21 protein-coding genes are annotated in these 26,381 nt (G+C 37.7%); 4 read left to right on the forward strand and 17 right to left on the reverse strand.

Annotation, left to right across the window (positions count from 1 at the left end):
• The first annotated feature begins 47 nt into the window (after positions 1–47).
• The 4 genes from AC3WVA_RS05700 to AC3WVA_RS05715 all read left to right on the forward strand — a co-directional run bounded on the left by AC3WVA_RS05700 (position 48) and on the right by AC3WVA_RS05715 (position 6,794).
• Positions 48–2,018, forward strand: coding sequence for an FtsX-like permease family protein (locus AC3WVA_RS05700; protein WP_098346771.1), 1,971 nt, complete (start codon positions 48–50; stop codon positions 2,016–2,018).
• Between the two features lie 71 nt (positions 2,019–2,089).
• On the forward strand, positions 2,090–4,045 hold the full coding sequence (locus AC3WVA_RS05705; RefSeq protein ID WP_492321824.1) for an FtsX-like permease family protein: 1,956 nt from the start codon (positions 2,090–2,092) through the stop codon (positions 4,043–4,045).
• A gap of 20 nt (positions 4,046–4,065) precedes the next feature.
• Positions 4,066–4,818: an ABC transporter ATP-binding protein gene (locus AC3WVA_RS05710; RefSeq protein ID WP_000393250.1), complete on the forward strand. Its 753-nt coding sequence runs from the start codon at positions 4,066–4,068 to the stop codon at positions 4,816–4,818.
• Positions 4,815–6,794 carry an FtsX-like permease family protein gene (locus AC3WVA_RS05715; RefSeq protein ID WP_098346769.1) on the forward strand — a complete coding sequence of 660 codons (1,980 nt, stop codon included), beginning with the start codon at positions 4,815–4,817 and terminating at the stop codon, positions 6,792–6,794. Before AC3WVA_RS05710 ends, AC3WVA_RS05715 begins: the two co-directional genes overlap by 4 nt.
• Before the next feature lie 54 nt (positions 6,795–6,848).
• Here AC3WVA_RS05715 and AC3WVA_RS05720 read toward each other — a convergent pair whose 3' ends face one another.
• The 17 genes from AC3WVA_RS05720 to AC3WVA_RS05800 form a co-directional block, all read right to left on the reverse strand.
• Positions 6,849–7,040 (reverse strand): YjcZ family sporulation protein, encoded by a 192-nt coding sequence (locus AC3WVA_RS05720; protein WP_001290399.1) that lies wholly within the window; start codon positions 7,038–7,040, stop codon positions 6,849–6,851.
• A gap of 169 nt (positions 7,041–7,209) precedes the next feature.
• Positions 7,210–8,535, reverse strand: coding sequence for a gluconate permease GntP (gene gntP / locus AC3WVA_RS05725; protein WP_098346768.1), 1,326 nt, complete (start codon positions 8,533–8,535; stop codon positions 7,210–7,212).
• A 151-nt stretch (positions 8,536–8,686) separates the two neighbouring features.
• Positions 8,687–9,817, reverse strand: coding sequence for an RNA-guided endonuclease InsQ/TnpB family protein (locus AC3WVA_RS05730; protein WP_492321825.1), 1,131 nt, complete (start codon positions 9,815–9,817; stop codon positions 8,687–8,689).
• 681 nt (positions 9,818–10,498) lie between these two features.
• Positions 10,499–11,224: a GntR family transcriptional regulator gene (locus AC3WVA_RS05735; RefSeq protein ID WP_098345707.1), complete on the reverse strand. Its 726-nt coding sequence runs from the start codon at positions 11,222–11,224 to the stop codon at positions 10,499–10,501.
• Entirely contained in the window at positions 11,224–12,240 is a 1,017-nt protein-coding gene (locus tag AC3WVA_RS05740; protein WP_098345706.1) for a sugar kinase, read from the reverse strand. The genes AC3WVA_RS05735 and AC3WVA_RS05740 overlap by 1 nt, the downstream gene beginning before the upstream one ends.
• Positions 12,233–12,988, reverse strand: a complete 756-nt coding sequence (gene dagF / locus AC3WVA_RS05745; RefSeq protein WP_098520165.1) for a 2-dehydro-3-deoxy-phosphogluconate aldolase — start codon at positions 12,986–12,988, stop codon at positions 12,233–12,235. Before dagF ends, AC3WVA_RS05740 begins: the two co-directional genes overlap by 8 nt.
• A 1-nt stretch (position 12,989) precedes the next feature.
• The gene (locus AC3WVA_RS05750; protein ID WP_098345704.1) at positions 12,990–14,093 is read right to left on the reverse strand and encodes a DgaE family pyridoxal phosphate-dependent ammonia lyase; all 1,104 of its coding nucleotides are present in this window, start codon (positions 14,091–14,093) and stop codon (positions 12,990–12,992) included.
• Positions 14,071–15,171, reverse strand: a complete 1,101-nt coding sequence (locus AC3WVA_RS05755; protein WP_098345703.1) for an amidohydrolase/deacetylase family metallohydrolase — start codon at positions 15,169–15,171, stop codon at positions 14,071–14,073. Before AC3WVA_RS05755 ends, AC3WVA_RS05750 begins: the two co-directional genes overlap by 23 nt.
• A 274-nt stretch (positions 15,172–15,445) precedes the next feature.
• A complete protein-coding gene (locus AC3WVA_RS05760) occupies positions 15,446–16,306 on the reverse strand; it encodes a M15 family metallopeptidase (RefSeq protein ID WP_098345702.1) in 861 nt (286 codons plus the stop codon).
• Positions 16,307–16,388: 82 nt separating this feature from the next.
• Positions 16,389–17,495 (reverse strand): HAMP domain-containing sensor histidine kinase, encoded by a 1,107-nt coding sequence (locus AC3WVA_RS05765; RefSeq protein ID WP_098345701.1) that lies wholly within the window; start codon positions 17,493–17,495, stop codon positions 16,389–16,391.
• Positions 17,488–18,186, reverse strand: coding sequence for a response regulator transcription factor (locus AC3WVA_RS05770; RefSeq protein WP_000822497.1), 699 nt, complete (start codon positions 18,184–18,186; stop codon positions 17,488–17,490). The genes AC3WVA_RS05765 and AC3WVA_RS05770 overlap by 8 nt, the downstream gene beginning before the upstream one ends.
• 255 nt (positions 18,187–18,441) lie before the next feature.
• The gene (menC, locus tag AC3WVA_RS05775; RefSeq protein WP_098345700.1) at positions 18,442–19,548 is read right to left on the reverse strand and encodes an o-succinylbenzoate synthase; all 1,107 of its coding nucleotides are present in this window, start codon (positions 19,546–19,548) and stop codon (positions 18,442–18,444) included.
• Positions 19,549–20,994: an o-succinylbenzoate--CoA ligase gene (locus AC3WVA_RS05780; protein ID WP_141539452.1), complete on the reverse strand. Its 1,446-nt coding sequence runs from the start codon at positions 20,992–20,994 to the stop codon at positions 19,549–19,551.
• Between the two features lie 445 nt (positions 20,995–21,439).
• Positions 21,440–22,258 carry a 1,4-dihydroxy-2-naphthoyl-CoA synthase gene (gene menB, locus AC3WVA_RS05785; protein WP_000963885.1) on the reverse strand — a complete coding sequence of 273 codons (819 nt, stop codon included), beginning with the start codon at positions 22,256–22,258 and terminating at the stop codon, positions 21,440–21,442.
• Between the two features lie 68 nt (positions 22,259–22,326).
• Positions 22,327–23,139, reverse strand: a complete 813-nt coding sequence (gene menH / locus AC3WVA_RS05790; RefSeq protein ID WP_098345698.1) for a 2-succinyl-6-hydroxy-2,4-cyclohexadiene-1-carboxylate synthase — start codon at positions 23,137–23,139, stop codon at positions 22,327–22,329.
• Positions 23,136–24,890 (reverse strand): 2-succinyl-5-enolpyruvyl-6-hydroxy-3-cyclohexene-1-carboxylic-acid synthase, encoded by a 1,755-nt coding sequence (menD, locus tag AC3WVA_RS05795; protein WP_098345697.1) that lies wholly within the window; start codon positions 24,888–24,890, stop codon positions 23,136–23,138. The genes menH and menD overlap by 4 nt, the downstream gene beginning before the upstream one ends.
• Entirely contained in the window at positions 24,887–26,281 is a 1,395-nt protein-coding gene (locus AC3WVA_RS05800) for an isochorismate synthase (RefSeq protein WP_098345696.1), read from the reverse strand. The genes menD and AC3WVA_RS05800 overlap by 4 nt, the downstream gene beginning before the upstream one ends.
• Positions 26,282–26,381 lie beyond the last annotated feature (100 nt).

Consider the following 26,381-nt stretch of genomic DNA (forward strand, 5'->3'; position numbering starts at 1 on the left):
TTTTGCAATAAAACTACATATTTACCTTCTAGCGGGAGGTACATATTATGACATTTTGGCAGTTTGCCTTTAAAAATGTAACACGTAATTCCAGAGCTTATTTTGCTTATTTCGTCAGCAGTTCCTTTTCCATTGCTGTTTTCTTTTCGTTTGCTGTTTACTTATTTCATCCGAAATTACAAAACTTTAGCATGACCTCTGAAGTTTCAGGATTAATGATATTTTCAGAAGTAGTAATTGTATTTTTCTCTTTCTTCTTTTTACTATATTCCATCGGTACTTTTTTAAAAGTGCGAAAAAAACAGTTCGGCGTTTTGACCGTTTTAGGAATATCGAGAAAGCAATTACATCGTCTCGTTTTTATGGAGAATATGTTAATCGGTATTTTATCTATCTTTTTCGGTATGCAGTTTGGACTTGTCTTCTCGCAATTTTTCTTATTAGTGACTGCAAAAATCACGCACTTGCCAGGCATATATTTATACGTGCCTACTAATGCTTTCATTTTAACAACAATTGTTTTTCTTAGCCTTTTTATCGTTGTATCTACATTTACACCGATGCTCATTCGAACGAAAAAAACAGTACATCTTTTAAAAGCGAATGGCGGAAAACAGAAAGAACGAAAGCCATCCATACTCATTTCTCTCTTTGGTGCTATATGTTTAATAGGTGGCTACGCTTTAGCTAGCAAACCAATATATTTCGTATCATTAAGCCCACAAATAGGAATGATTTATATGTTTTCCAGTATTTTTGTCATTCCAGCACTCGTTTCAATCGGTACGTATTTCTTCTTTTCACAAATTAGTTTCTTGCTCATTCATCTTTTGAAAAAGAGACGAAAGTTTTATATGAAACGGATTAATATGCTCTGGATTTCAGACTTAGCTAGCCGCATTCGATCAAATATTAATATGCTTTTTGTTGTAGCAATGCTCTCTACAATTGCATTCACGATGATTACTTTTTTATATGGATTCGGGAAATTCATGAAACTTGATGTTGAACGTAATTCGCCATTCGCATTTTCTTATTTCTCATATAATGCGAATCCTTTTACTGCCCAGCACTTGAATTGGCTAGAAAAACAGTTACAAGATGGACAGTTTTCGTACGATAAAATTAAAGTAGATTTATATAACACACCTGTAAAAACGGAACAGAGTTCAGAAATGTATAACGACACATTTGCCATAAAGCAAAGTGACTATAATAAACTTGCTACGTCATTACATTTAAAACAACTATTTGTGAATGACAATGAAACATACGTATTATCTGGAACTGCATATTTCCCGTTGTTTAGTGCATTCGATCAAAATTATAGTAGCCAACATGTTACACTCTCTCATACAAATGATAAGCTACTTGTAAAAGGATTTGAGGTAACAAGTGCTCTACCAGCTACTTTTGCGTATGAAACGTTAGTAGTACCTGATTTTGTTATTAATAATTTACAAAATCCCATAGAACATGTAACAGCCTATAATTACAACGTAAAAAACTGGGAGAATACATATGCTATTGCTGATGAGTTTGTAAAACGCACCGATAAAGATCGCAACAGTATGAAGCATGAAGGAAGCATCGTTCGTGTTTTCGAATCAGGCAATTCCCTATACCGGATCAAATCAGGAAGTGCTTCCTATTTCCTCATTGGGACATTCCTAGGGATTATTTTCTTTATTGGGGCTGGAAGTGTACTGTACTTCCGAATGTATACAGATTTAACAACTGAGCAAGAGAAGTATGTAACGATTACGAAGATTGGCTTAACAGAATCAGAAATGAAACGTTCAGCGACCATTCAACTTGGAATCTTATTTTTCGTGCCATACATTATGGCTTCTATTCATACGATGTTTGCTACAAAGATGTTGCAAGATATTATCAATTTATCACTATTCGCTGAAATTACAGTTGTACTTGTCATTTTCGGAACGGTTGAAATCATCTTTTTCTTATTAATTCGTTCCCTTTATATGCAAAAGTTATCGCAACATATTAAGTTTTAAAAATAAAAAGAGTATGAGGGAAAAATCGCCTCATACTCCTTTTAGGCTAATTCTATTAGGAGGTTAGGTGAATGACATTTTGGCAGTTTGCATTTAAAAACGTAACGCGGAACGCCAGAGCTTATTTCGCCTATTTTGTAAGCAGTGCGTTTTCCATCGCAATTTTTTTCTCATTTGCAGTTTATTTATTTCATCCTAAATTGCATATGACAGACGTGAATGTTGCTCTGAACATATTAATGACAATTTCAGAAGTTGTCATTGTATTCTTTTCGTTTTTCTTTTTACTATATTCAATCGGTACTTTCTTAAAAGTACGAAAAAAGCAGTTTGGAATTTTAACAGTACTTGGCATATCTCAAAAGCAATTAAAAAGACTCGTATTTCTAGAAAACATGCTAATTGGTGTTCTTTCCATCTTTTTCGGCATTCAACTTGGCCTTGTCTTTTCACAGTTCTTTTTATTGGTTACCGCCAAGATTACGCATGTTCCTGGTTTATATTTATATTGGCCAACAGGTGCCATTATTTTAACTATGATCATCTTTCTTGGACTCTTCATCCTCGTCTCATCTTTTACACCGATGCTCATTCGGACGAGAAAGGCTGTACGTCTTTTAAAAGAAGGAACAAAACAAAAAGAAAGAAAAGCATCCGTGCTTATCTCTCTTTTTGGTGCGACATGTTTAATAAATGGATACGTATTAGCGGCAAATCCGTTATATTTTATGTCCCTAGGTGATATGATTGGAATCCTATATGCCGTCTCTAGCATATTTGTTATTCCTTCACTTGTTGCAGCCGGAACATATTTTTTCTTTTCACAAATTAGTTTTTTACTCATTCGTATATTAAAAACGCGAAGAACATTTTATATGAAGCGTACGAATATGCTTTGGATTTCTGATTTAGCAGCGCGCATTCGGACAAACATTAACATGCTCTTTATTGTAGCGATGCTATCAACACTCGCTTTTACTATGATTACATTCTTATACGGTTTTGGGAAATTTACAAAGTTTGATGCAATAAGACAAAACCCTTTCCCTTTTACGTATTTATCACATACTGAAAATGCGTTAGCTGATGAACATTTAAATTGGTTGGAACAAAAATTTAATGAAGAGCACTTTACTTATAAAAAACTTAAAACGGATATATATGAAGTATCTTCGGCAGAAGAGAACCCAAAGCTCTATTATGCAATTAAACAAAGTGATTACAATATACTTGCTAAGGCGTTAAACTGGGAACATCTCAACGTAAAAAATAATGAATCTTATATCCTTATGAAAGACATAGATGAGCAATTCATTGGCACAATTTATGATACAGACAGGAAAGATATTCTTACACTTACTCAAAACAGCCTACAGCTACAAGTAAAAGAATATAAAAATTATAATCCTTTCCCAAACAGCTTAATCTCAACATTACTCGTATTATCTGATGAAAATGTAGAGGCATTATCATCGGTTTCAAAACAGATGAGTGTATATAACTTTAAAGTTAACGATTGGGAAAAAGCACATAACATCGGTTCGGAATTTATAACAAAAATTGATAATGATAATGAAGCGATTAAGGCTGAGCACCCACCATTCCATGCAAGTGAAGCGAGCGATTCTCTATACACAACAAAACTAAACGTCGCTTCGTTCTTCTTAATTGGTACTTTCTTAGGTGTTATTTTCTTTATTGGTGCTGGCAGTGTTCTTTACTTCAGAATGTATACAGATTTAACAAATGAGCAAGAAAAGTATGTAACGATTACAAAAATTGGTTTAACAGAAGCCGAAATGAAACGATCTGCTACAATTCAACTTGCGATTCTGTTCTTTGTTCCATACATTATGGCATCGATTCATACGATGTTTGCGACAAAGATGCTACAAGAAATATTACATCTCTCGTTCTTCGCTGAGATTACAGTCGTACTAATGATTTTTGGAACAGTTGAAATTTTATTTTTCCTTTTAATTCGTTCCTTTTATATGCAAAAATTATCACAACACATTAAGTTTTAAAGGATAGAAAGGTGATTACTATGGAAGAAGTTTTACACATAAAAAACGTCTCAAAAGTGTATGAAGGAAAAGTCCCTCATACTGCTTTGAAAAATATAAATTTACATGTAGATAAAGGTGAATTTGTTGCTATCATGGGGCCATCTGGTAGCGGTAAATCTACATTTTTAAACGTTATCTCTACAATTGATTCCCCTACCTCTGGTGATGTCGTGATTAACGGAAAAAAGCCGCACACATTTCGTAGAGAGAAACTAGCTATTTTCCGCCGCCAAGAGTTAGGATTTGTTTTCCAAAACTTTAACCTACTAGATACACTAACAATCGGTGAAAATATCGTACTACCTTTAACATTAGATAATGTTCCATTAAAAGAAATGGATGAAAAACTTGATAACATTTCAAAAAAGCTTGGAATTGATCACATTTTGGACAAACGTATTTTTGAAGTTTCTGGAGGACAAGCACAACGTACCGCAGTAGCACGTGCTGTTATTCATCATCCTTCACTTCTACTTGCCGATGAACCAACAGGAAACTTAGATTCAAAAGCGGCAATTGATGTAATGGAGCTATTTACGAAGTTAAATAAAGAAGAAGATGCAACAATTTTAATGGTTACACACGATCCGTTCGCAGCAAGTTATTGTAACCGTGTCATTTTCATTAAAGATGGCGAGCTTTACAACGAACTACACCGCGGATTATATCGCGAGAAGTTTTATCAAGAAATATTAGATGTTTTAGCATTATTAGGAGGAAGACGTGGATGACATTTTGGCAATTTGCATTTAAAAATGTCTCGCGTAATTCGAAAGCATATTTCGCTTATTTTGTAAGTAGTGCTTTTTCTATCATGGTTTTCTTTTCCTTTACTGTATACGCGTATCATCCGCGCTTACAAAATGTACAAAGCTTTCAAGAACGTGATCCGCTAATGAACTTAGCTAGTACAGCACAGCTTGTGATCGTTATGTTCTCGTTCTTCTTTCTCTTATATTCAATTGGAACATTTTTAAACGTACGGAAGCAGCAATTCGGGATACTCACGATTCTCGGTATCTCACAGAGACAATTAAAAAGACTGTTATTTACTGAAAACATGATCATCGGGATATTATCTATCTTTATCGGCATTCAAGGTGGGCTTGTATTTTCTAACTTTTTCTTATTAGTCACTTCGAAATTAACAAGTGCGAAAGGCCTCTATTTATATTGGCCGACAGAAGCGATTACCGTTACAACTGTTACCTTTATCATTTTATTTTTAATCGTTTCTACGTTTACGCCAATGTTCATTCGTACTCGTAAAACAGCGAAGCTCATTAAAGGTAACAAAAAAGTGATAGCCGAAAAAAGGCCATCTATACTCATCTCTTTGTTTGCTTTAATTTGTTTAGGACTGTGTTATTACATCGCTGGTTATCCGCAAGGCTACGTAACGGAAGAAAATGTGCAAAATGGATCTGTCTTTCTCATTATGTTGTCTATTTTACCGCTCGTAATAGTTGGGACATATTTATTCTTTTCACAAACATTTCTTCTTTTTATCTATATTTTAAAGAAGCGCAGAAAGTTTTATTTAAAACAAATAAATATGTTATGGATTTCAGACTTAGTTGCTCGTACTCGTAGTAATATTAATGTTCTCTTTATCGTTTCTATGTTATCTGCACTTGCATTTACAATTATTATCGGACTATTTGCTGCGAATAATAATACGAAAGCATCGATACTAGAGCGCTATCCTATTCCCTTCACATACAAATTAGAAGGGGATCATTCCCTTGAACGAAAGCACGTTAATACTATTGAATCCGAACTTTCCAATGCTCATTTTCAATATAAAAAATATAAATTTACGCTTTTAAAAGATACTGCTTCAAAAGAAGAGATTGCAATTATGAAAATGAGTGATTATAACGAAATTGCTAAACAGTTAAAGAGACCTACAATCACCCTTGATTCAAAAGAAGTTTACATTATTTCTGGCTATTCACCAGAGCTATTAAACCTTGTATCAAATCCATTTGTAAAACAAAATACAATTACGCTTGAATCCAATAAAAAGGAGTTTTATATAAAGGGATTTATTAACAAAGGAATAGCACCACCATTTGCATTAGCAAATTTAGTTATTATGCAAGATTATGCAATCGATACTATGATTCCTCATATTGAAACCATTACAGTTTATAACTACTTCGTGGATAATTGGGAAAATGCAATTATTCCCACAAAAAATATATTAAAAAGTATTAGTAATGACACCGAAAAATATTATGAGGCACATAAAGACGATAAGCATGCATCTCCTGTTCCTTTTAATATTTATACAGCTACTGATGAGTTACTCCATAGTAAAGAAAATGCAGTTGCTCAATTCTTTATTTGGGCATTTCTTGGCTTTATCTTCTTTATCGGTGCGGCTAGTGTTTTATATTTCCGTATGTATAATGACTTAACAACTGAGAGACAAAAGTATATTACGATTACAAAGCTTGGATTAACTGAATCAGAAATGTTTCGCTCTGCAACGATTCAGTTAGGAATTTTGTTTTTCGTTCCTTACATCGTTGCTGGTGTTCACACATTATTTGCGGTTAAGTTTTTACAAAGCATGTTTTCTTTCTCATTACTAAAAGAGTTATTGATTATACTCACCTTTTTCGGGATTATCGAGATCATTTTCTTCTTCTTAATCCGTTCTCTGTACATTAATAAATTATCACAGCATATCAAGATATGAATAAAATAACCTTGTGCAATATGCACAAGGTTATTTTCAATAGTTTTTAAATAATTAGCAGCAATATCCACCATAGCCACCAGCATAACCGCCGTAACCACCATAACCACAAGAACCGCCACCGCCGAAGCAGCTAGCACCGATGATGATTAATAAAATAAACAATACGATTAGAAGCGCAAAACCGCCGCCGCACCCATGTCTGCGGTTACAATCATCATGTCTGTGTTCACACTTTTCGCTCATTACTCTATTCCTCCTTTAGTATCATTCATAACAAGTTCACCTTGCTCTAAATGAGGGGATTCCATTTATAGTATGTTTTCAGGGCGAATAGGAAGCTTGGCTCACCTAAAAACGGGCTTGTTTTTGGAAATGGGCTTCATCAAAAAAAAGATACCAATTAAGGTATCTTCTACATAAACATATTTAATAAAAGCGCAAAACCAAATGCGATAAATGACAACAACGTCTCGAGTACCGTCCACGTTTTAAACGTTTCCTTCACCGTCAATCCTAAATACTCTTTTACAAGCCAGAACCCTGCATCATTTACGTGAGAAAACATTAATGATCCTGCACCTGTTACAATAACGAGCAATTCTAAATTTACACCTGTCATGTGCTGAATAACTGGTGAAACAATTCCTGCTGCTGTCGTTAATGCTACTGTTGCTGAACCTGTTGCAATTCGAATTAATCCAGCTACCATGAAAGCTAAAACGATCGGTGATAACGATATATGTTCTGCCATTTGCGCAATCGCTGTGCCAACGCCGCTTTCAATTAATATTTGTTTAAACCCACCGCCTGCACCGATAATTAAAATAATGGAACCGACCGGTAATAAACTTTCGTCCGTTAACTTTTTAATAACCTTTTTATTAATTCCTTGTCTTATTCCAAGTAAATAGAACGCTGCGAAACATGAAATAAGTAAAGCAATTACTGGGCTCCCTATAAATACAAAAAATTCAGTCATCTTTTTCGGTAATGAAATATATGGTGCAACTACTGATAAAATCATCAATACAACTGGTAATAAAATAATAAAGAATGAAACTTTACGACTCGGTAAATCCGTTGATACAGTCGTAACTCGAACAAGCTCTGGTTCATTTTCAGGTATAACCCTTTTATGTACCCACTTTGCAAATATCGGCCCTGCAATAATGGCTGTTGGTAACGCGATAAGTAATGAATATAAAAGAACTTTTCCTAAGTTCGCGTTATAAATACCGATTGCTGTCATAGCCCCTGGATGTGGTGGCACGAGCCCGTGGACAATAGATAATCCAGCAATAACAGGTAACGCAATTAATAATATATTTTGCTTCGTCGTTTTTCGAATAGAAATAACAAGTGGTAATAAAATGACAATCCCCACTTCGAAAAATACCGGAATCCCTATAACAAATCCTGCAAATAACATAGCCCACGGTAGCTTCTTCACACCGAAAAATCGAATAAAGAAATCTGCCACTTGCATGCCGGCCCCCGAATCGGACATCATTTTCCCTAAAATTGTTCCTAGAGCCAAAATACCAACTAAATGCCCTAGTACACTACCAACACCAGTTTCATAGGCAGTCACTATTTTCGTTAAATTCAGTCCAGACATAATGGCTAAAAATAAACTAGCAACTGTTAAACTAATAAAGGCATGCCATTTCCACCATGACACCCCTAAAATAACAATTGCGATTGCAAGTAACGTGACGATTAATAAGTATATATCCATCTCTCATTCCGATACGATAAACTTAACTAAATCTATACAATTCAATCAAATTTATACAAGTTAGTGCTTCATCGTGTTCTCGCAACCCCAAAGGGACGAGGGGTATAACACTCCACACGAGGCAGTATCGTTACCTCCTATTATCAAGCATTTATTTTACCCATCTTGATAAATTTATCGCAGCATTTACATCCCTATCGTGATAGCTATTGCATGAAGCACAACGCCATTCACGAATCTTTAAACTCCACTGTCCTTCTGGTTGAACTGAATGGTCGTATTTAACGCCGCAACATGAGCAAATCTTGCTTGAAGCGAACCATTTATCAGCTTTTACATACGCAATGCCGTACTTCTCGCACTTGTATGACAAACATTGAAAGAAGAAGTTTAATTTTTGAAATGAAAATGCTTTCGATAGTTTTTTGTTTTTTAACAGGTTTGAAATACATAAGTCTTCCACAACAATCCTCATTGGTTTGGTTTTCATCAATTTAGCTGTTGCTTGATGGATATGGTTATTTCGGATATTCATAATTTTCCTAGATAACCGCAGGTGCTCAGCTTTCGCTTTTTCATATCCAGCAGATTGAATTTTCACACCTTTTTTAAATCTCCTAGACATATCTCTTTGCGCTGACTTTTTCCTTTTCAAAAGTTTTTTAACCTTGGCGTCTTTGTTTATATTTCGTTCTTTCGTACCATTAGAAGCTACAAACAGCTCTTTTAAACCAACATCCACACCGATTGACTCATTGGTTAGTTCTTGTGATTCAAAGTCTTCTTGGAACCCCACACTAATCCACCAGTGACGACCATCAAAGGTAACTCTTGGATTGGATGGTTTTTTATCTCTTGGTAGTTGTTGGCTTGTTTTCACTTCTCCAATAGACTGAATATGAACGACTTTTTTTCCTATAATCAGTCTTTCATAATTGGCATAAAATCCTTGGATCAAATCTTTTTTAGATTTATAAGAAGTGTGAGAACCATTTTTGTACTTTTTGAACGAATTTTTTCTAGCCGTATCAAAATCTTTTGAAGCCTGTTTAGGAACTTGTGCATTAATGTCTTTTAACCACTCATATCTCTTTCGCTCCTTGATCTTTGTAAATCGTTTCTGTAAAACTAACTGTGAAACAGATTTTCCAAATAGCTTATAGTATCTATCACTCATTCTTTTACAATAGTTATAAGCGAATCTTGCAGCACCAGCATGGTTTCTAAGCACTTTTTCTTGTTTAGGCGTTGGAATCAGTCTAACTTTCTTCGCCAATATCATCAGAATGTAACTCCTTTAATGAAAGATTTGTTCTTCTGAATCGTAGCGTGTTCCACCAGCATTCTCCTGAGACTACTCGGATGCAAACCTGTTAATTCTGATACTTGACTAACTCGTAAAAATTTCATTATTATTCTTACCTCATTGAATCCAATATAGCACATACGTTCGCTGTATTCAATGAAGTTTGATAGATTCAATAAAATTTATCTCGTTCAACTAAGGGCGCAATTCCTTAGCCAGTTCTCTTATGAACTTCTCATGTTTTCACATGAGCGCAGACTATATGTTTATCTACTTAGAGATAGAGGATTTTTCCACCACCATAGGCTTGTGGTGTACTCTCGTCAGTTATACGAGATAGTCGTTGAACGTTCATCTTATCCATTTTGACTTAGATGATTCGAGGCGGAAGACCCATTGTCCTAGTGTTTAGGATTTAACCTTGCACGATCTGATTGATTTTTTCTGCTTTCGCGACATTCACGCTCGCCATTTCTAGCCACGTTGTAGTTCAATCAGCTTTAGGGATTGCCCGCAGTTAACCCTCACTACTAGCCAATCACTTGACTAGCAGGGCTTACTGATATATTTAATTAACTTTAGTTTTAATTGGTTAAATAAATCGTAACAGTTAGTTACCCCTTACTTTATAAAAAAAGAGGGAAAATCCCCTCTTTTTTATACGTCATAATTCACTACATAATGCTGCATTTCTGTATTGTAGTAGCCTTCGCTATATTCAATTACTTCGCCAACTTCATCGTAAGAATAGCGCATTCGTTTTAATAACGCTGTGCCCTCTTTTTCACCTAATGCTTCTGCAACGAAACTAGGCGCAAGTCCAACAGCGAATTCATCTCTGAAGTTTTCTAAATGAATGCCTCGGTTTTCCACTAAATCGTAAAGCGATTGCAAGTCAAAGTCCGATAAATCTGTACTTGCCATTTTCGCTGAGAAATAGTGCGTATAATGAATGTACGGTGCATCATTTAACGTATATAAACGTTCAATGCGAAAACTCTCCTTACCAAATAATTGAAATGGCACTGTTCCTTCTTCATTCTTAACGATTTCTGCTTTTAGCAATTTCTTCTGTACTTTATATCCTTCTTCCACTAACACTTCAGTAAATTTCTTACCCTTTGACAGTTTTGTCGCAGAAGTGTTACGGATGACTTTCGTTCCTTTACCGCTTTTCTTTTCTAAATATCCTTCTTGAGCGAGTTCTTTAATCGCATTTCGTACTGTAATTTTACTCACTTTGAACTCTTCTTCTAACTGCGGTTCGGAAGGAATATTCGTATGAATCGCATATACACCATGCAATATTCGATCACGAATAATGTTTTTTATTTGTAAATATAATGGTCCTTTTTTCCTCGTTACGTTCACCGTTACACCCACTACCTTTCTACATCACCTACTGATGCCGTCATTGCCCGAAGTATATCCTTCTCTGATGACATTGGCGTATCACCGACGATTGTATGTGCAAGCATTCCAGCTGCTGACGCAAATGAAACAGCTTTCTCTGGTGCAAACTCTTCTATCTCGCCATGAATAATCCCGCTCGTATAAGCATCTCCAGCACCTATTCTATCATATACAGAAAACGTAAGTGTTTTTGCAAAAGTGAACGCCCCATCTTTACATATAAACCCGCGAAGCGAGTGTGTATTATCGCTATTAATAGAACGATGTGTACCAGCAATTGTAGCGATATGATATGTTTCAGCAACCTTTGGAATAAGATCAACAAGTTGCGCCTCTCGCTCCGTCTCCTCTGTTTTCATTCCAAGAACGAACATTGCATCTTTTTCATTCATCATTACAATATCAGCTAGCTCTAACATTTCTTCATAATGCGGTTTCGCCTGTTCATATCCATCTTCTCCCCAAAGCGATGGACGATAATTGCAATCAAAAACAACCGTGCCTCCGTTTTCTTTCACTGCTTTCGCTAAAGATTTCATATGATGGCGCACCGTGTCATTCATCGCAAGTGTAATTCCGCAAAAATGAACAATATCAATTTCCTTTGCGATTTCTTCAAATTGATACATTTCTTCACATGCCGTATTGAAGCTACTTTCTAATCGATTCGAATATGTAACGCGGCTTGCACGTGCTCCAAATCCATTTTCTAAAAAGTACATGCCGACATATTTGCCGCTTCTTGAAATAAACGGTGCCCGAATGCCTAACTTTTGAATATGTGATACCGCAGCATCCCCAACAGAATTTTCCGGTAAAGTTGAAATAAGAAAGCCTTCATGACCGAGATGAGAAAGTGCTGCTGCAACGTTCACACCTGTACCAGAAAATGAGTAATGTAATGTGTTAGCTTGCGACAACAATTCATAACCTGGTACTTGCAGGCGCATCATGACTTCGCCGAATGCTGCAATTTTCTTACGCATTTTGATCAACTAGCTTCTTCACTACCGCTAATAATTCACGCACATCTTCTACTTTCGTATCGCCAGTTTCTTTATCAATAATAGAAGAGTATACGTGCGGGATAACTTGCTCTACGTTTGCTTCAAGCGCAATACGTACAATAGTTTCGAAGTTTTCTTTATCAATTCCGCCTGTTGGCTCTAATGCAAATCCTTCTTCCGCACAAGCTTTCGCAACTGCGCGATATTCTTCTTCATGAGCTAAACCTTTCATCGGGAAGTACTTCAATGAATTTCCGCCCATATCACGTACAAGTGCGATTGCTGTTTTAATTGGAACGATTGCTTTTTCTTCTCCAGCTGCACTAATTGGACCAGTAGAAATATTTACGTACCCTACTTTTCCTGTTGGTGATACTAAACTATTAATCCAGCTATCTTTTCCGCCAAGATTTGCGCGTGTCGCTCCAACTGAAGGGAACACTTGGTTAATATGACTACCAGGATAATGCTTCGCAATTTCAGCTACAACTGCCGCTTGGCGATTATCCCCTGCTCCTAGTCCGATTGATACAGCGTCATCAATTTCTTTTCCGTATGCTTTCATCGCTGTAACTGCTTCTTCTACTGTTGGGTAGTCTTTTGATAACACACCTACTACTACATAACCTTCTGCTGCTTCAAAAATATCTTTCGCATTTCGGGTATTATTCGCTAATACATTTAACGCTACACGGCCTTTATAAAAACGTTTTTGAATGTTTGTCATTTTAGTTTCCCCCTACAATTTCTCTCATTTTTTCTTCAATTACATGTATGTCATCACCTTGAAGTGGACGTGGATCGATATCAAAGAATCCTTGTCTTACGCCGTAATCACGTGTATAAATTGCGATTTCCCCTTCGCGTAATGCTGCTACAACGTCTTTTGCTGATTTATTTAACTCGTGCTCGTTAATGTGAATGCGTGCTCTAAAGATCGCTCTTCCTGCTTCATCTTGCACGATTGTTACATTTACACCGTTTAATTCTTTCAGCGGCATAAGTACTTGTAACAACTCTTTTTCTTGTTCACTTTTATCTTCTTTTACTCCGTACTCATCAAGCGCTTGAAGTAAACCGAAAGTTGTTTCTTTCCCAACTTTCATACTTCTTCCGATGCAATGTAATTGCACTTTCAGCCACTCAATATATTTTCGTTTACCGGCAACAATACCAGAAGTAGGCCCTTCAATTGCCTTTGAACCACTATAAATGGCAAGGTCTGCATACTTCACATATTTTTGAATATCTTCTTCAGCTGCTGCATCGATGATAAGCGGGATGTTATTTCGCTGCGCAACTTCCCATGCTTCTTCAACAGAAATCATATTTTTTTGCACGGCATGATGGGATTTCACATAAAGAATCGCTGCTGTATTTTCACCAATCGCATCTTCAATATGCTCTGCTTTCCCTTCATTTGCGTAGCCAACTTCTACAAGTTTACCGCCGCCTAAATAAATCATTGTTTCAACTGGAGCACCGTATTGAACGTTATGACCTTTTAACATAATCACTTCGTTTTTCGCGATGACCTCTTGATGAAGTCTTTCACTTTTACGGCGATTTCCTTCTGTCACGATACCAGCGATAGAAAGTGCGATTCCGCTCGATGCTGAATTTACAACGACCGCTGCCTCTGAATCTAGAATTCTCGCAATATGGTCTCCTGCTTTATCTACTAAATCTGCAATTTCCACATAATTTTGTCCACCATGTTTCATCGCATCCATCACTGTATCTGTAGGAGCGGATACACCTAAAATACTCATTCTACCGCTCGCATTAATTACTCTTTTTAATCCGTACTTAGCATTCAATGAATGACCCATTGATTACAACCCCTTTCGTATCAATTCTTCTTTCAGCAATGCGCTGATCCCCTTCTGAATCAATTAACGTAACCTTCTCATCTTTCACCGTAAATAAAGTTAAGTTTGCAATATCGCCTTCTTGAATACGGCCAAGCTCTGGTTTTTTCAGCCACTCTGCCGCATGTTTCGTCACCGCATCAATTACCTCTTCTAGCGGATATCCTAAGTAAAGGAATTTCGAAAGAACGTGAGCCATACTATACACGGGACCGTGTATACGATTCTTTCGGTAAATATCTGTACTAATTGTATTAAAGGCAATACCGTGACGCTTCGCCGCCTCTGCTACTTTAAAAGAAAAACTAGCATTACCATGACCGACATCTAAATGAACACCGCGTTTTACTGCATCTAATAACACAGGTAGCGGTGTGCCTTCTTCATCAAATAAATTATTTTCTTTCCCGTTTAAGTAATGTGTAATCACATCATCTTTTTCTAAAAGAGGTACAACTTCCTCTATGTGAGGAGGTGCTGAACCGATATGTACCATAATCGGTAATGATGTTTCACGAGATAAAGAGCGTGCAACATGAAGCGGTTCAATTCCACTATCACAAACGACACTTTTACTCATTCTCGCCTTTAACCCAACGATTACATCTTTATACTTTTCTACTGCTTCTATTACTTTCTCTTTATCTATCCATTCCATGTTGGATAATTCATCAATTCGTTTCAAACCGATGCGAGAAATATTTAAAAAGGCAAATAAATTCGTTTTTGCCTGCTCTCTACTTTTTACTAAATCTGCAATACGATCAGCTCCGCAGCTACCCGCATCAACAATTGTCGTTACCCCTTGCTTAACGCCAATTTCATCTACATCATCGCCATACGGATCAAACTCTGGAAAAGCGTGAACGTGTAAATCAATCCAGCCACTCGATACGTAAGTACCAGAGTAATCAAGAACCTTTCCACCCTCACCAGCACCAGCTTTCGTCACCTGTGCGATTTTATTATTTTCAATTACAATGTCAATCTCTTCCCCGTTCACACGTTTCACATTACGTAGTACGAATCGTTCTGTCATTGTACTTCCACCCTTTTCTATAAGAAGCCATAAGAATACGCTTACATTAAAATTTCATTTTATATGTCTTTCACACGTTTAGCGTAACACAAAAAAAGGGAGAAGTAAATATAACGTTATAATGTTTAAAAGTGAAATAAAAGATGCCCCTCAAAATAATGATAGTTTAGGAAATTATATTAACGATTCGACAAGACATATCGATTTACTGACAAAAAAACAATCCCTTTCTTATATACGAAAAGGCTGCTCCAAAAAGGAACAACCTTTTTATCTATTCCTGAACCGTCACAATAACCCCATCCATATTATTCCCCGAAATTTCATACTGCTTATTTACCGGAACACTCACTTTCATGTTCTCGGACACTTTATAATAAGAAACCGTATATTTCTTACCTTCCACATCCGTTGTGATTTCTTTTTTCTCTTTTAAGAAGTCTAAGTACTCCTCTAATGTAATTTTCTTTTTTTGCATAATCGCACTATGAGGCAAGCCGACATAACGTATATGCCACGGCTCATATTGAATGCCTGTAATATCACTTTTATTTTTCGGATAGCGTAAAACAAAGCCGTGCTTCCATACATTCTCTTCAATCCACTTTCCTTCAGGCGCTTTCTCCATTTTCTTTTGCGTAGATCCAACGTCCAGTGATAATCCTAAATTATGTTCACTGTATCCTGCTGGAAGTGCATAGTCAGAGCCCATTTTTTCATATAACTTTTCTTGCTCTTTAAAATCTCGATATCCGCTATTCATTAAGAAATGCTGCACGCCATCTTTTCCAGCTGCATCGACAACGTTCAAAAACTTGCTCACAACATCCTTTGATAAGCGAAGATTTCTATCAAATATGACGTAACCTCTTACTAATTCACTATTGTGATTTACATTTATAATATCAGACCTAATACTATCTTTTTTAACTGGGTAATCTTTATTAACTAATAACAGATCCCCTTTATAAATTTCTTCTTTTGTAATCTCTACCTTTTCCGTATTCACAGCCCTTACCGTATTATCTTTGTCGGCAATTTTAACATCGATCTCCTTTTGGAATAATGGTGATATATAAACGCCTACACAGATTGTGCATGCTATAAAAAAAGAAATAAATACCCACTTTTTCATTTCTAGTTCCTCCTTAACGTAACTTACGTATAGAATAGAAAAAACTATTAAAATAAAAAGTGGGGTAAAGTTTAAATTTTTATTAAATTGTTAAGTTCTCTTCTTTTGGCAATCGTACTTCAAACATTGTTCTAACTATATTACTTTCAGCAGAAATCGTACCGTTATGCTGCTCAACAATATTTTTCGCAATAAACAGTCCAAGGCCTGTCCCGCCACGGTTCTCAGTTCTCGATTTATCACCTGTATAAAACATATCAAAAAGATACGGTAAATCTTCTTCTGGAATACTATCTCCATAATTTATAACTTGTACGACAACTTCTTCATTATCGATATACCCATTCAGATCAACAAATTGCCCATCATATCCGTATCGAACGGCATTTGTTAACAAGTTTTCAAATACCCTAGCTAACAATTTTCCATCACCGTTAATCGGCAAATGAGGATCAATATTCAACCTAGCTTCTAAATGATGTTTCTCTAATAAAGGATACAATTCCTCATCTAACTGGATAAGTAGTTCACTTATATCAATCGGCTTTTTATCCAGCTTTAGCATGCCGTAATTCATACGTGTAATTTCAAATAACTCCTCGATTAAACTTTCGAGCCTTTGTGATTTCGTATATGCAATCGTGGAAAAATGTTTAATTTGTTCTTTTGTTAAATTCTCATCTTTAAGAATTAAATCTAAATACCCTAACACGGATGTTAATGGTGTCCTTAGATCATGAGCTAAGTTCACAACGAGCTGGTCTTTACTACTTTCAGCAAAGTCTCCTCTTTCCACCGCTTCTTTTAACTTTTCACTCGCAACATTTATTTCACGTGCGATATCTCCAAACTCATCGTTTGATGACACGCGCACTTCATTTGTAAAATCCCCGTTCGCCAAATGATGAATCCCGCTTGAAATCTCATCAAAATATTTTACATAAGGCCTAGTAAGGAAGAAGAAAAACATAATGGATAGAGGGATGAAAATAATTAAAAAGAAATTAACATCCCCAATTTGTCTTACCATTGACCGAACTTGGGCTAATGGGTCCTCAAAACGAACGACTAATTTATAATAAATTCGTAATCCTTCATAAATGATATACGTTACGCCACCAGCAAATATCATACTTAGCGCAAATATCATAACCATCTTCGAGCGAAAACTTCTCATCTTTTTAGCCATTGAAAGTATACCCTACTCCCCACACTGTTTTTATTAACTTATTCTTTCTTTTATCTTCTCCAAGTTTTTTCCGTAATGTACGAATATGTACCATAACTGTATTTCCACCTTCAAAATAATCATCTGCCCATACTTGCTGAAAAATATTTTCTACATTGTACACTTTCTTCGGATGGCTCGCTAATAAATATAAAATATCAAACTCTTTCGGTGTTAATTCAACTTGTTCTCCGTACACATTTACTGTTCTTCGCTCAGGATCAATAATGACTCCGCCTACCTCTAAAGCAGATTTATTCTCTGCTACTTTCGGCTGATTTAACGTAAGAAATCGGCGTAATTGTGCATTTACACGTGCGACTAATTCAATCGGTGTAAAAGGTTTCGTCATATAATCATCTGCACCTAATACTAAACCTGTCACCTTATCAAAATCAGATGTTTTCGCACTTAAAAAAATGATTGGCATATGGTGCTTCGCACGAATTTGGCGCGTCACTTCATAACCATCCATTTTCGGCATCATAATATCTAAAACCACTAAGTCGATTGGCTGCGTTTCAATAACATGAATTGCCTCTTCTCCATCAGCTGCTTTCACGACGTGGTAACCTTCTTTTTCTAAATGTATCTCAATTAAATCGGCAATTTCTGCCTCATCATCCGCTATTAAAATTGAAATGCGCTTCATATTACTCCCCCTTTATACGCTCGATTGTAAACTAGTCTATCCAATTTGTACAATACGAAAAGGTTACTCGCGGGAGTAACCTTAGTAAATGAAATTTATATCGGCGATTTTTCAAATATATCGACCACAACTTGAATTATATCGGCGATTTTCCAATTATATCAACCGTAACTCGAATTATATCAGCGATTTTTCAATTATATCGACTTACCGACAATTACCGACGAAATTCGCCCGCTATTTAAAAGACTCAACCTACCGCTCCAAAACAATTCGCTGCTTCGTAATTTCCGCCAACCTTCCGCGGTCTACTTCATACTCAGCTTCAACACTTTGCGGTACAATCACCTTTCCGCCCTCAAGCATCACTTCCGGCGAAATAATATCCCTCTCCCAGTGCCTACTAGAAGCAGATATATCGCCAGGAATCGTAAAGTTCGGCAACGAAGCAAGCGCAACATTTTGCGCTCGTGAAATCCCCATCTCTACCATACCACCGCACCAAACAGGGATATTATGCTCCATACAATAATTATGAATTTGAATCGACTCCGTTAATCCGCCCACTCGCCCTGGTTTAATATTTACAATGCGGCAACTTCCCAGCGTAATCGCAACGCGCGCGTCTTCTAAACTATGGATGCTTTCGTCTAAACAAATGGGCGTTTCAATTTTCTTTTGCAGCTGTGCATGATCAAGAAAGTCGTAATCCGCTAGTGGTTGTTCAATCATCATCAATTGAAATTCATCTAATCGTTTCAGTTTCTCCGTATCCGCTAATGTATAAGCTGAATTTGCATCAGCCATTAACGGGATGTGCGGGAACTCTTTACGAATCTCTTTCAATAATTCGTAATCATGCTCTGGCTTTATTTTCACTTTAAAACGCTCATATCCTTCTTCCGCGTACTTCTCAATTTGTTTTAACATAACCGGTGTTGTATTGATACCAATCACAACACCAACTTCAATTTCAGTCCTAGTTCCGCCAAGCAATGTCGCTAATGACTTCTTTTGTCGCGTCGCATATAAATCCCAAACAGCCCCTTCAATTCCCGCCTTTGCCATTCTGTTTCTCTTTATATGTTGGAACAAACCAGGTACTTCATTCGGATGAGAAATCTCCGCCTTTAATAAATCCAGTAATAAAAAATCTTGAAGTACATGTAGCGCAGTCTTCACTGTTTCTTCCGTGTACCACGGTTCAGAGAACGCAACGACTTCGCCAAATCCAATGTATCCGTCCGTATCTTCTAATTCAATGACGATACTTTCACGCTTTTCATACGTCCCGTAGCTTGCAGCAAACGGGATGACGAGTGGCATTTCCGTTATATGAAGCGTCGCTTTTTTTATTTCCACCTATATCTCCTCCACTAATTGTCTTAACTCTCGTCTTAACAATTTTTTCGAAGCGTTTCGTGGCAATTCCTCTAAGAAACACGCTTTTTTCGGCACTTTATATTTCGCTAATTTCTCCTCGCAAAAATGAAGAATTTCTTCTTCTGTTACTTCTCCATTTTTTACAACAAAAGCAGCGGGTACTTGTCCCCATTTATCGTCAGTCATACCGACAACACCTGCTTCCGCTACCTTCGGATGAGAAAGTAACACTTCTTCAATTTGAGCCGGATATATATTCTCTCCGCCAGAAATAATTAAATCACTGCGGCGATCTAATACGTATAAAAATCCTTCTTCATCTAAATAACCGAGGTCACCAGTATGAAGCCATCCATTTTGAATTGTTTCGCGCGTCGCATCTTCACGGTTAAAATAACCGCCTGTTACGTTCGGCCCTTTTACTACAATTTCGCCTTCCGCATGTGGCGGCACTACTACGCCGTCTTTTTCAATACGTAGTTGGCACTGAAATAGTGGTTTCCCGGCTGATCCTACTTTCGTTAACATGTAATCCGCGGATAACGTACAAATTTGCGAAGACGTTTCTGTCATACCGTACGTTTGATACACAGGAATTCCTTTATCTACACATGTTTCGAGTAACGGCTTCGGCGCTGGTCCTCCGCCAAGTAACATGCATCGTAAAGAAGATGGATATGTTTCTTCTCCAAGTCTCTCTAATAAATCAGTTAACATTTTTGATACGACTGAAATAATCGTAACACCTCTCGTTTGAAGTGCTTTATGAATAAAGTCAGCATCATATTTCGAAACGAGTAAAATGCGCATGCCGTACATAATATTTTTCATTAGAAGAGATAACCCGCCAACATGGAACATCGGCATACACGCTAACCAACAATCGTCATCACGAAGCCCTAAGTTAAGCGAAGAGCCAACCGCACTTGCCCAGTGATTGCCGTACGTTAAAATAACACCTTTCGGTTTCCCAGTCGTCCCCGACGTATAAATAATTGTCATCGCTTCTTCTAAAGAAAATTCTTCTTGTATAGAGGCTTCCGCCTTCGGTCCATTCATTACTTCAGCGAATGAATATACAGGAACATCTTTACCCTCAAAATCTTGATCCGTCACTAAACAAACAACTTCAGCATCATCCATTTGCCAAAGTAGCTCTTCTCTTGAAAGACGCGTATTTAAAAGTACAGCTACTGCCCCTACGTAAGATAGGGCGTGAATAACTGTAATCATCTCCATACCATTTTTCATCAGAACAGCCACCTTTTGCCCACGCTTCACTCCTACATGCGTAAGGTGTTCACAAACAGATACTACTTTTTCATGCAGCTGCATAAAAGTAACTTTCTCTTCCTCTATTTCAATTGCAGTGCGATCTGGTGTTAAAAATGCACGTTGCTTTAACCAATTTGGCATCGTCTCCATCATACATTCTCCTTTCATGAAAGAAAGAGACTTGATATGACATCAAGTCTCTTAGTTGTTTTGTTTCCGCTTTGTCACATCCAGCTACAGCGGCTAGAACAGTCGGTCGTTTCACGCCTTCCTACGAGGCAAAAAGCGCCTCTACGTCAGGAGTTCCAACACCCTCTTGTTCTAAACGAGCCGCTTCCGCTTTTGGTTTCATCCAGCTACAGCAGCTAGAATGTTCGGTGGCTTCACTTCTTCCTACGAGGCAAAAAGCGCCTCTACGTCAGAAGCTCCATCCCCCTCACATTCTGAACGAGCTGCTTCCGCTTTTGGTTTCATCTAGCTGCGCCTCCTAGCCCCTTCCGTCTAAGAACCTTCCGCACGAGAAAGTAAAAAACACTTTCTGTGCGAAAGAACCTTAGCCAGCGGGGCTAAGCAGTCGGCTACGCTTTTGGTTTGATCACGGGAAACGAGGGAATTGACCGAAGTCCGGACTGCGTTTTTCTTTGAACGCGTCGCGACCTTCTTTTGCTTCGTCAGTTGTGTAGTACAATAACGTTGCATCTCCAGCTAGTTGTTGAATACCAGCTAGACCGTCTGTGTCTGCGTTGAATGCAGCTTTTAGGAAACGAAGCGCCATTGGGCTGTTTGCTAAGATTTCTTGTGCCCATTGTACTGTTTCTGCTTCAAGCTCTTCTAATGGTACTACTGTGTTTACTAAGCCCATATCAAGCGCTTCTTGTGCACTATATTGACGGCATAGGTACCAAATTTCGCGAGCTTTCTTGTGACCTACCATACGAGCTAAGTAACCAGCTCCGTATCCACCGTCAAAGCTTCCTACTTTAGGACCTGTTTGTCCGAATACAGCGTTGTCTGCAGCGATTGTTAAGTCACATACGATATGAAGTACGTGTCCACCACCGATTGCATAACCTGCTACCATTGCGATAACTGGTTTAGGAATTGCGCGAATTAGACGTTGTAAGTCTAATACATTTAAACGTGGGATTTGGTCGTCACCTACATATCCACCATGACCGCGAACTTTTTGGTCGCCGCCAGAACAGAATGCACGTCCACCTTCACCTGTTAAAATGATAACGCCAACATTTGCATCATCACGAGCTTGTGCAAAAGCGTCGATTAACTCCATTACCGTTTTTGGACGGAATGCGTTATGTACTTCAGGGCGGTTAATCGAAATTTTTGCGATACCATTGTATGTTGAATAAATAATATCTTCGTAATTGCCTTCTTTTACCCATTCAATAGCCATTACAACTACCTCCTTGTATATTTCTGATCTCCTCTATAAGTGTAGCTTCCTTCTTAGATGAAAAAGCATCACTGCATAGTTTTTAGAAATCCCTTTACTATTGTATCAAACTTTTCCGGTTGTTCCACATGAATTGCATGGCCAGCACCATCAATTTTGACAAATTTCGCGTCAGAGACGCATTTTTCGATGTTTTTTAATATGCAAAAGAACTTTTCATCATGCTCCCCGTTCATTAAAAGAACAGGCATTTTTAAGTTTGGCAACTCATTCCACCATGAAGGCTGAGCCCCTGTTCCCATGCCGCGTAAGCTATTTGCAAGCCCTTTTGTATTGTTAGCAAGTCGTTCTTTTCGCACCGCTTCTTGTACGTTTTGTGCTAAACTTTTTTGCGTTTCAAACAGCGGAATATTTTCCCACATTGATACAAATCTATTGATGCCTTCTCGCTCAATTTTATGAGCAAGTCGCTCATCTTTTTCACGACGTTCTTTTCTATCCTCTTCACTTTTGAGCCCGGCTGTACAATTTTCTAACAAAAGAGAATGTACATATTCTGGATATAGACACGCCATCGTGATCGCCAGTCTACCGCCCATTGAATAGCCAAGTATATGTGCTTTTTCAATATGAAGATAATCTAGTAGTTCTTTCATTTGCAATGCTACATTTCGAATATCGTAATGCGTCACATCTTCAGGACTTTCCGTTTTTCCGTGCCCAACAATGTCTACTAAAATGACTTGAAACTGCTCGCTCCAAGAAGGAATGAAGGAACGCCAAGTTTCCATACTTCCCGTAAAACCATGAAGAAGTAGAAGTGGTTCCCCGCTTCCGACAACTTCATATTCATACGATACACCTTGCAGCGTTACGTTCATTTTGATTCACCTTGCAAGTATGTAGTAATTACGTCCTGCGTTTTTGCCCATAATTTACGGTGTAATGTTAAGTTTTCATCACGGTTCGTACAAATTTCTACAACGTGTAAACCTTTTGTCGTCGTTCCTTTTTGTACCCCTTCTCGGAATTGCTCCCAACCATTTACCCGGCTAAATGAACCACCGTACATTTTAACAACATGCTCATAGTCAAGCCCAATTGGAGTACCAAATAATGATTCGAAGTGTTCCTTCTTCTCATACTGTGGTAAGAATGAGAAAATACCGCCACCGTCATTATTTACAACGACAATCGTTATATTTAATTCGTGTAATTTTGCTGCTAATAATCCGTTTAAATCGTGATAGAATGATAAGTCACCGATCACTAATACGAGCGGATCGCAAATCATGCTCGCTCCTAAAGCTGTTGAAACGATGCCATCAATCCCATTCACACCGCGGTTTGCCATCACTTGAATATTTTTATCTGATGTGAAGAAGAATGAATCTGTATCACGAATTGGCATACTATTACTCGCAAATAACGTTGCTCCTTCTGGTAATACGCGGACAATATCTGTAATAACTTTTCCTTCAAATGCAGTTTCATATGTTTCCATTTCACGAAGCGTTTCCTTCGTTTTTTCGTTTATATGTTGCCACATCCGGGACCAATCATTCTTTTTCATAACTGGCATTTTTTCTATTAATGCACTGCAAAATGCAATATCACTTGCCTGAACAACTTCTGTCGCAACGAGAGCTGGATCTCTCCATTGTCCAGATTCGTCAACAACGATATGAACAGCTTTCGTTTGTTTTTTGATGAACTGCGTTAATGCTTTTGAAACAGGCATACCACCAAAACGAATTATAACTTCCGGCTTCCACGTTTCTTTTAACAGCTCATTTCGTAAAAATGTATCGTAACAGTCGATTACCATCGTTTTATCGTGGTGTCCGCTACGAATGTTAGAAAGTGGATCCGCTAATATTGGATATCCTGTGTTTTCAGCTAATTGCGTTGCAAATGCTGCGATTTCTGAATGACTATCATCTCCACAAATAATAAGCCCCTTTTCCATATGTGAAAGGCGCCCTACAAGAGAATCTACATATTCACTCGGCATCATCACGTTCCCTTGCTGAACTACTCCTGTATATTCCCCGCGTCCTTTATCCCATAAACTTTCTAATGAAAAGTCCGGGATAAGCGGTTCGCGAACTGGAAAATTAAGATGAACAGGTCCTTGCGGCGCTAGAAGTGCGCTTGCTATCGTGCGCTGCGTCGTCATGCGAGCGTAATGGTACATCGCTTCACTCGCTTCTGGAAGTGCCATCTCTGTAAATCGCTTCACAAATGTACCGTATAAGTTAATTTGATTCATCGCTTGTGGTGCACCGACGTCTCTCAATTCATGTGGCCTATCTGCTGTTAAGACGATAAGCGGCACTCGCGAATGAAAAGCTTCACATACAGCTGGATAATAGTTCGCTGCTGCCGTTCCTGACGTACATAATAATGCAACAGGACGTTTTTTCGCTTTTGCAATACCAAGCGCAAAAAATCCCGCTGATCTTTCATCTACATGTAAATATGTGTTCATTCCTTCGTGTTGTTCCATTAGTAGAGCAATCGGCGTTGACCGTGAGCCTGGACTAATGACAACATCACATACATTTAGACGCGTCAGTTCATCCACGAACGCGCCTAAATAATATGATAATGCTTCTATATGATTGTTCATTTCATTAATTCCTCCAAAGCACCAAGCATCGGTCTAAACTTCAAACTTGTTTCTTCATATTCAAGTTGTGGTACTGAATCAATTACAATCCCGCAACCGGCAAATAAGGATGCTTTCTCGCCATTTAATAACCCGCAGCGGAGTGCAACCGCAAACTCACCATTTCCTTCATCATCTATCCAGCCAATCGGTGCGCCATATAATCCTCTGTCTAACAATTCAACATCACGAATTAGTTTCATCGCTTCCAAACGAGGTGTCCCGCCAAGAGCTGGTGTTGGATGTAATTCTTCTACCATTGTTAAAAGACTCGCATCGCCTTTTGCCTCTACAGGCGTATATAAATGAATTAAGTTTTTCGTTGTTAATAAGCCTGGACTTTCCGGAATATTAACGTATTCGCAGTGCTCATTTAATACTCCTCGAATCATGTTCACAACATAACCGTGTTCAGCTAAATTCTTTTCATCATGAAGAAGCGCATTACTATTTCGCTTACTTTCTTCTATAGATTGACCATGACCAGTTGAACCCGCAAGACACATCGAAGTAAACTTCTCACCTTCTTTGCGAATTAACCTCTCTGGCGTCGCTCCTAAGAAGCATGCTCCTTTATAATCAAAAGAAAATACGTAACAATCCGGTTGCCCAATGCGGAGTGCTTCTAAAACGAGAGCAGAATCAATATGATGATCCATCTCTACTTTTAACTCCCTCGCTAATACAACCTTCTGCACGTTCCCCTGCTTCATTTCATCTTGCACTTTCTCAATGGCCTTCATCCAGCCTTTCGGATCCACTTCTACTTTAGAAGTAACTGTTAATTTCGATCCTTCTAGTGCACATTTACTCTCCCCAAAAATTTTCTCTTCTAAAGAAACAATTTCATTATAAAGAGTTTCTGCACAATCGGTTGCTGAAACGAATGTATTCATCGTTAACCATGCTTTTTCATTTTTTACAGTTAATAAAAATGCTGGTAGTGAAAATGTCGTATCATCAAATTCTTTCCATAAGTCCGTTTTCTCTTTTTCTTGGTCAAATGAAAATCCACCAAATAAAAGAGGACCTGTTCCAAACTCGTATCTCTCTCTTTGTACAAATGCTTTCTCTTTTACTTTATCCCACTCGTCACGTGCAGTTTGAAAGCGTTTGTCAGAAGCAGTTGCTATAGTGAAAACAGAACCAATTCCAGCAAATATTACATGCTGAGCTGGGTCTGCAAAATAACATCTATTTTCGAATGCAATCCTTTTACCTGCTGCATAAAACAGAAGCGGATCCATCCAGTCTATTTGTTTTACAAAACTAACCAATACTTTTTCATCAGTTGCACGCTTAATGGCCGCACTAAGAACTTCTTGCAAGCCTATTTGTTTCGTTTGAATCACAATTGTCTCCCCCCTATGGGCGAAAAATAGTCATAATTACGCTTGATTTTAAGATACACCTCAAACGAAAGGCCTGTCAACGTTTAGCATTTCTGAGAAA

It is taken from the genome of Bacillus sp. EB106-04-02-XG92, assembly GCF_058791995.1.

Coding starts and splice junctions, on each gene's coding strand:
- AC3WVA_RS05700 (WP_098346771.1), top strand. CDS start 48: ATGACATTTTGGCAGTTTGCCTTTAAAAATGTAACACGTAATTCCAGA.
- AC3WVA_RS05705 (WP_492321824.1), top strand. CDS start 2,090: ATGACATTTTGGCAGTTTGCATTTAAAAACGTAACGCGGAACGCCAGA.
- AC3WVA_RS05710 (WP_000393250.1), top strand. CDS start 4,066: ATGGAAGAAGTTTTACACATAAAAAACGTCTCAAAAGTGTATGAAGGA.
- AC3WVA_RS05715 (WP_098346769.1), top strand. CDS start 4,815: ATGACATTTTGGCAATTTGCATTTAAAAATGTCTCGCGTAATTCGAAA.
- AC3WVA_RS05720 (WP_001290399.1), bottom strand. CDS start 7,040: ATGAGCGAAAAGTGTGAACACAGACATGATGATTGTAACCGCAGACAT.
- gntP (WP_098346768.1), bottom strand. CDS start 8,535: ATGGATATATACTTATTAATCGTCACGTTACTTGCAATCGCAATTGTT.
- AC3WVA_RS05730 (WP_492321825.1), bottom strand. CDS start 9,817: ATGATATTGGCGAAGAAAGTTAGACTGATTCCAACGCCTAAACAAGAA.
- AC3WVA_RS05740 (WP_098345706.1), bottom strand. CDS start 12,240: ATGCGTAAGAAAATTGCAGCATTCGGCGAAGTCATGATGCGCCTGCAA.
- dagF (WP_098520165.1), bottom strand. CDS start 12,988: ATGACAAACATTCAAAAACGTTTTTATAAAGGCCGTGTAGCGTTAAAT.
- AC3WVA_RS05750 (WP_098345704.1), bottom strand. CDS start 14,093: ATGGGTCATTCATTGAATGCTAAGTACGGATTAAAAAGAGTAATTAAT.
- AC3WVA_RS05755 (WP_098345703.1), bottom strand. CDS start 15,171: ATGACAGAACGATTCGTACTACGTAATGTGAAACGTGTGAACGGGGAA.
- AC3WVA_RS05760 (WP_098345702.1), bottom strand. CDS start 16,306: ATGAAAAAGTGGGTATTTATTTCTTTTTTTATAGCATGCACAATCTGT.
- AC3WVA_RS05765 (WP_098345701.1), bottom strand. CDS start 17,495: ATGGCTAAAAAGATGAGAAGTTTTCGCTCGAAGATGGTTATGATATTT.
- AC3WVA_RS05770 (WP_000822497.1), bottom strand. CDS start 18,186: ATGAAGCGCATTTCAATTTTAATAGCGGATGATGAGGCAGAAATTGCC.
- AC3WVA_RS05780 (WP_141539452.1), bottom strand. CDS start 20,994: ATGGAGACGATGCCAAATTGGTTAAAGCAACGTGCATTTTTAACACCA.
- menB (WP_000963885.1), bottom strand. CDS start 22,258: ATGGCTATTGAATGGGTAAAAGAAGGCAATTACGAAGATATTATTTAT.
- menH (WP_098345698.1), bottom strand. CDS start 23,139: ATGAACGTAACGCTGCAAGGTGTATCGTATGAATATGAAGTTGTCGGA.
- menD (WP_098345697.1), bottom strand. CDS start 24,890: ATGAACAATCATATAGAAGCATTATCATATTATTTAGGCGCGTTCGTG.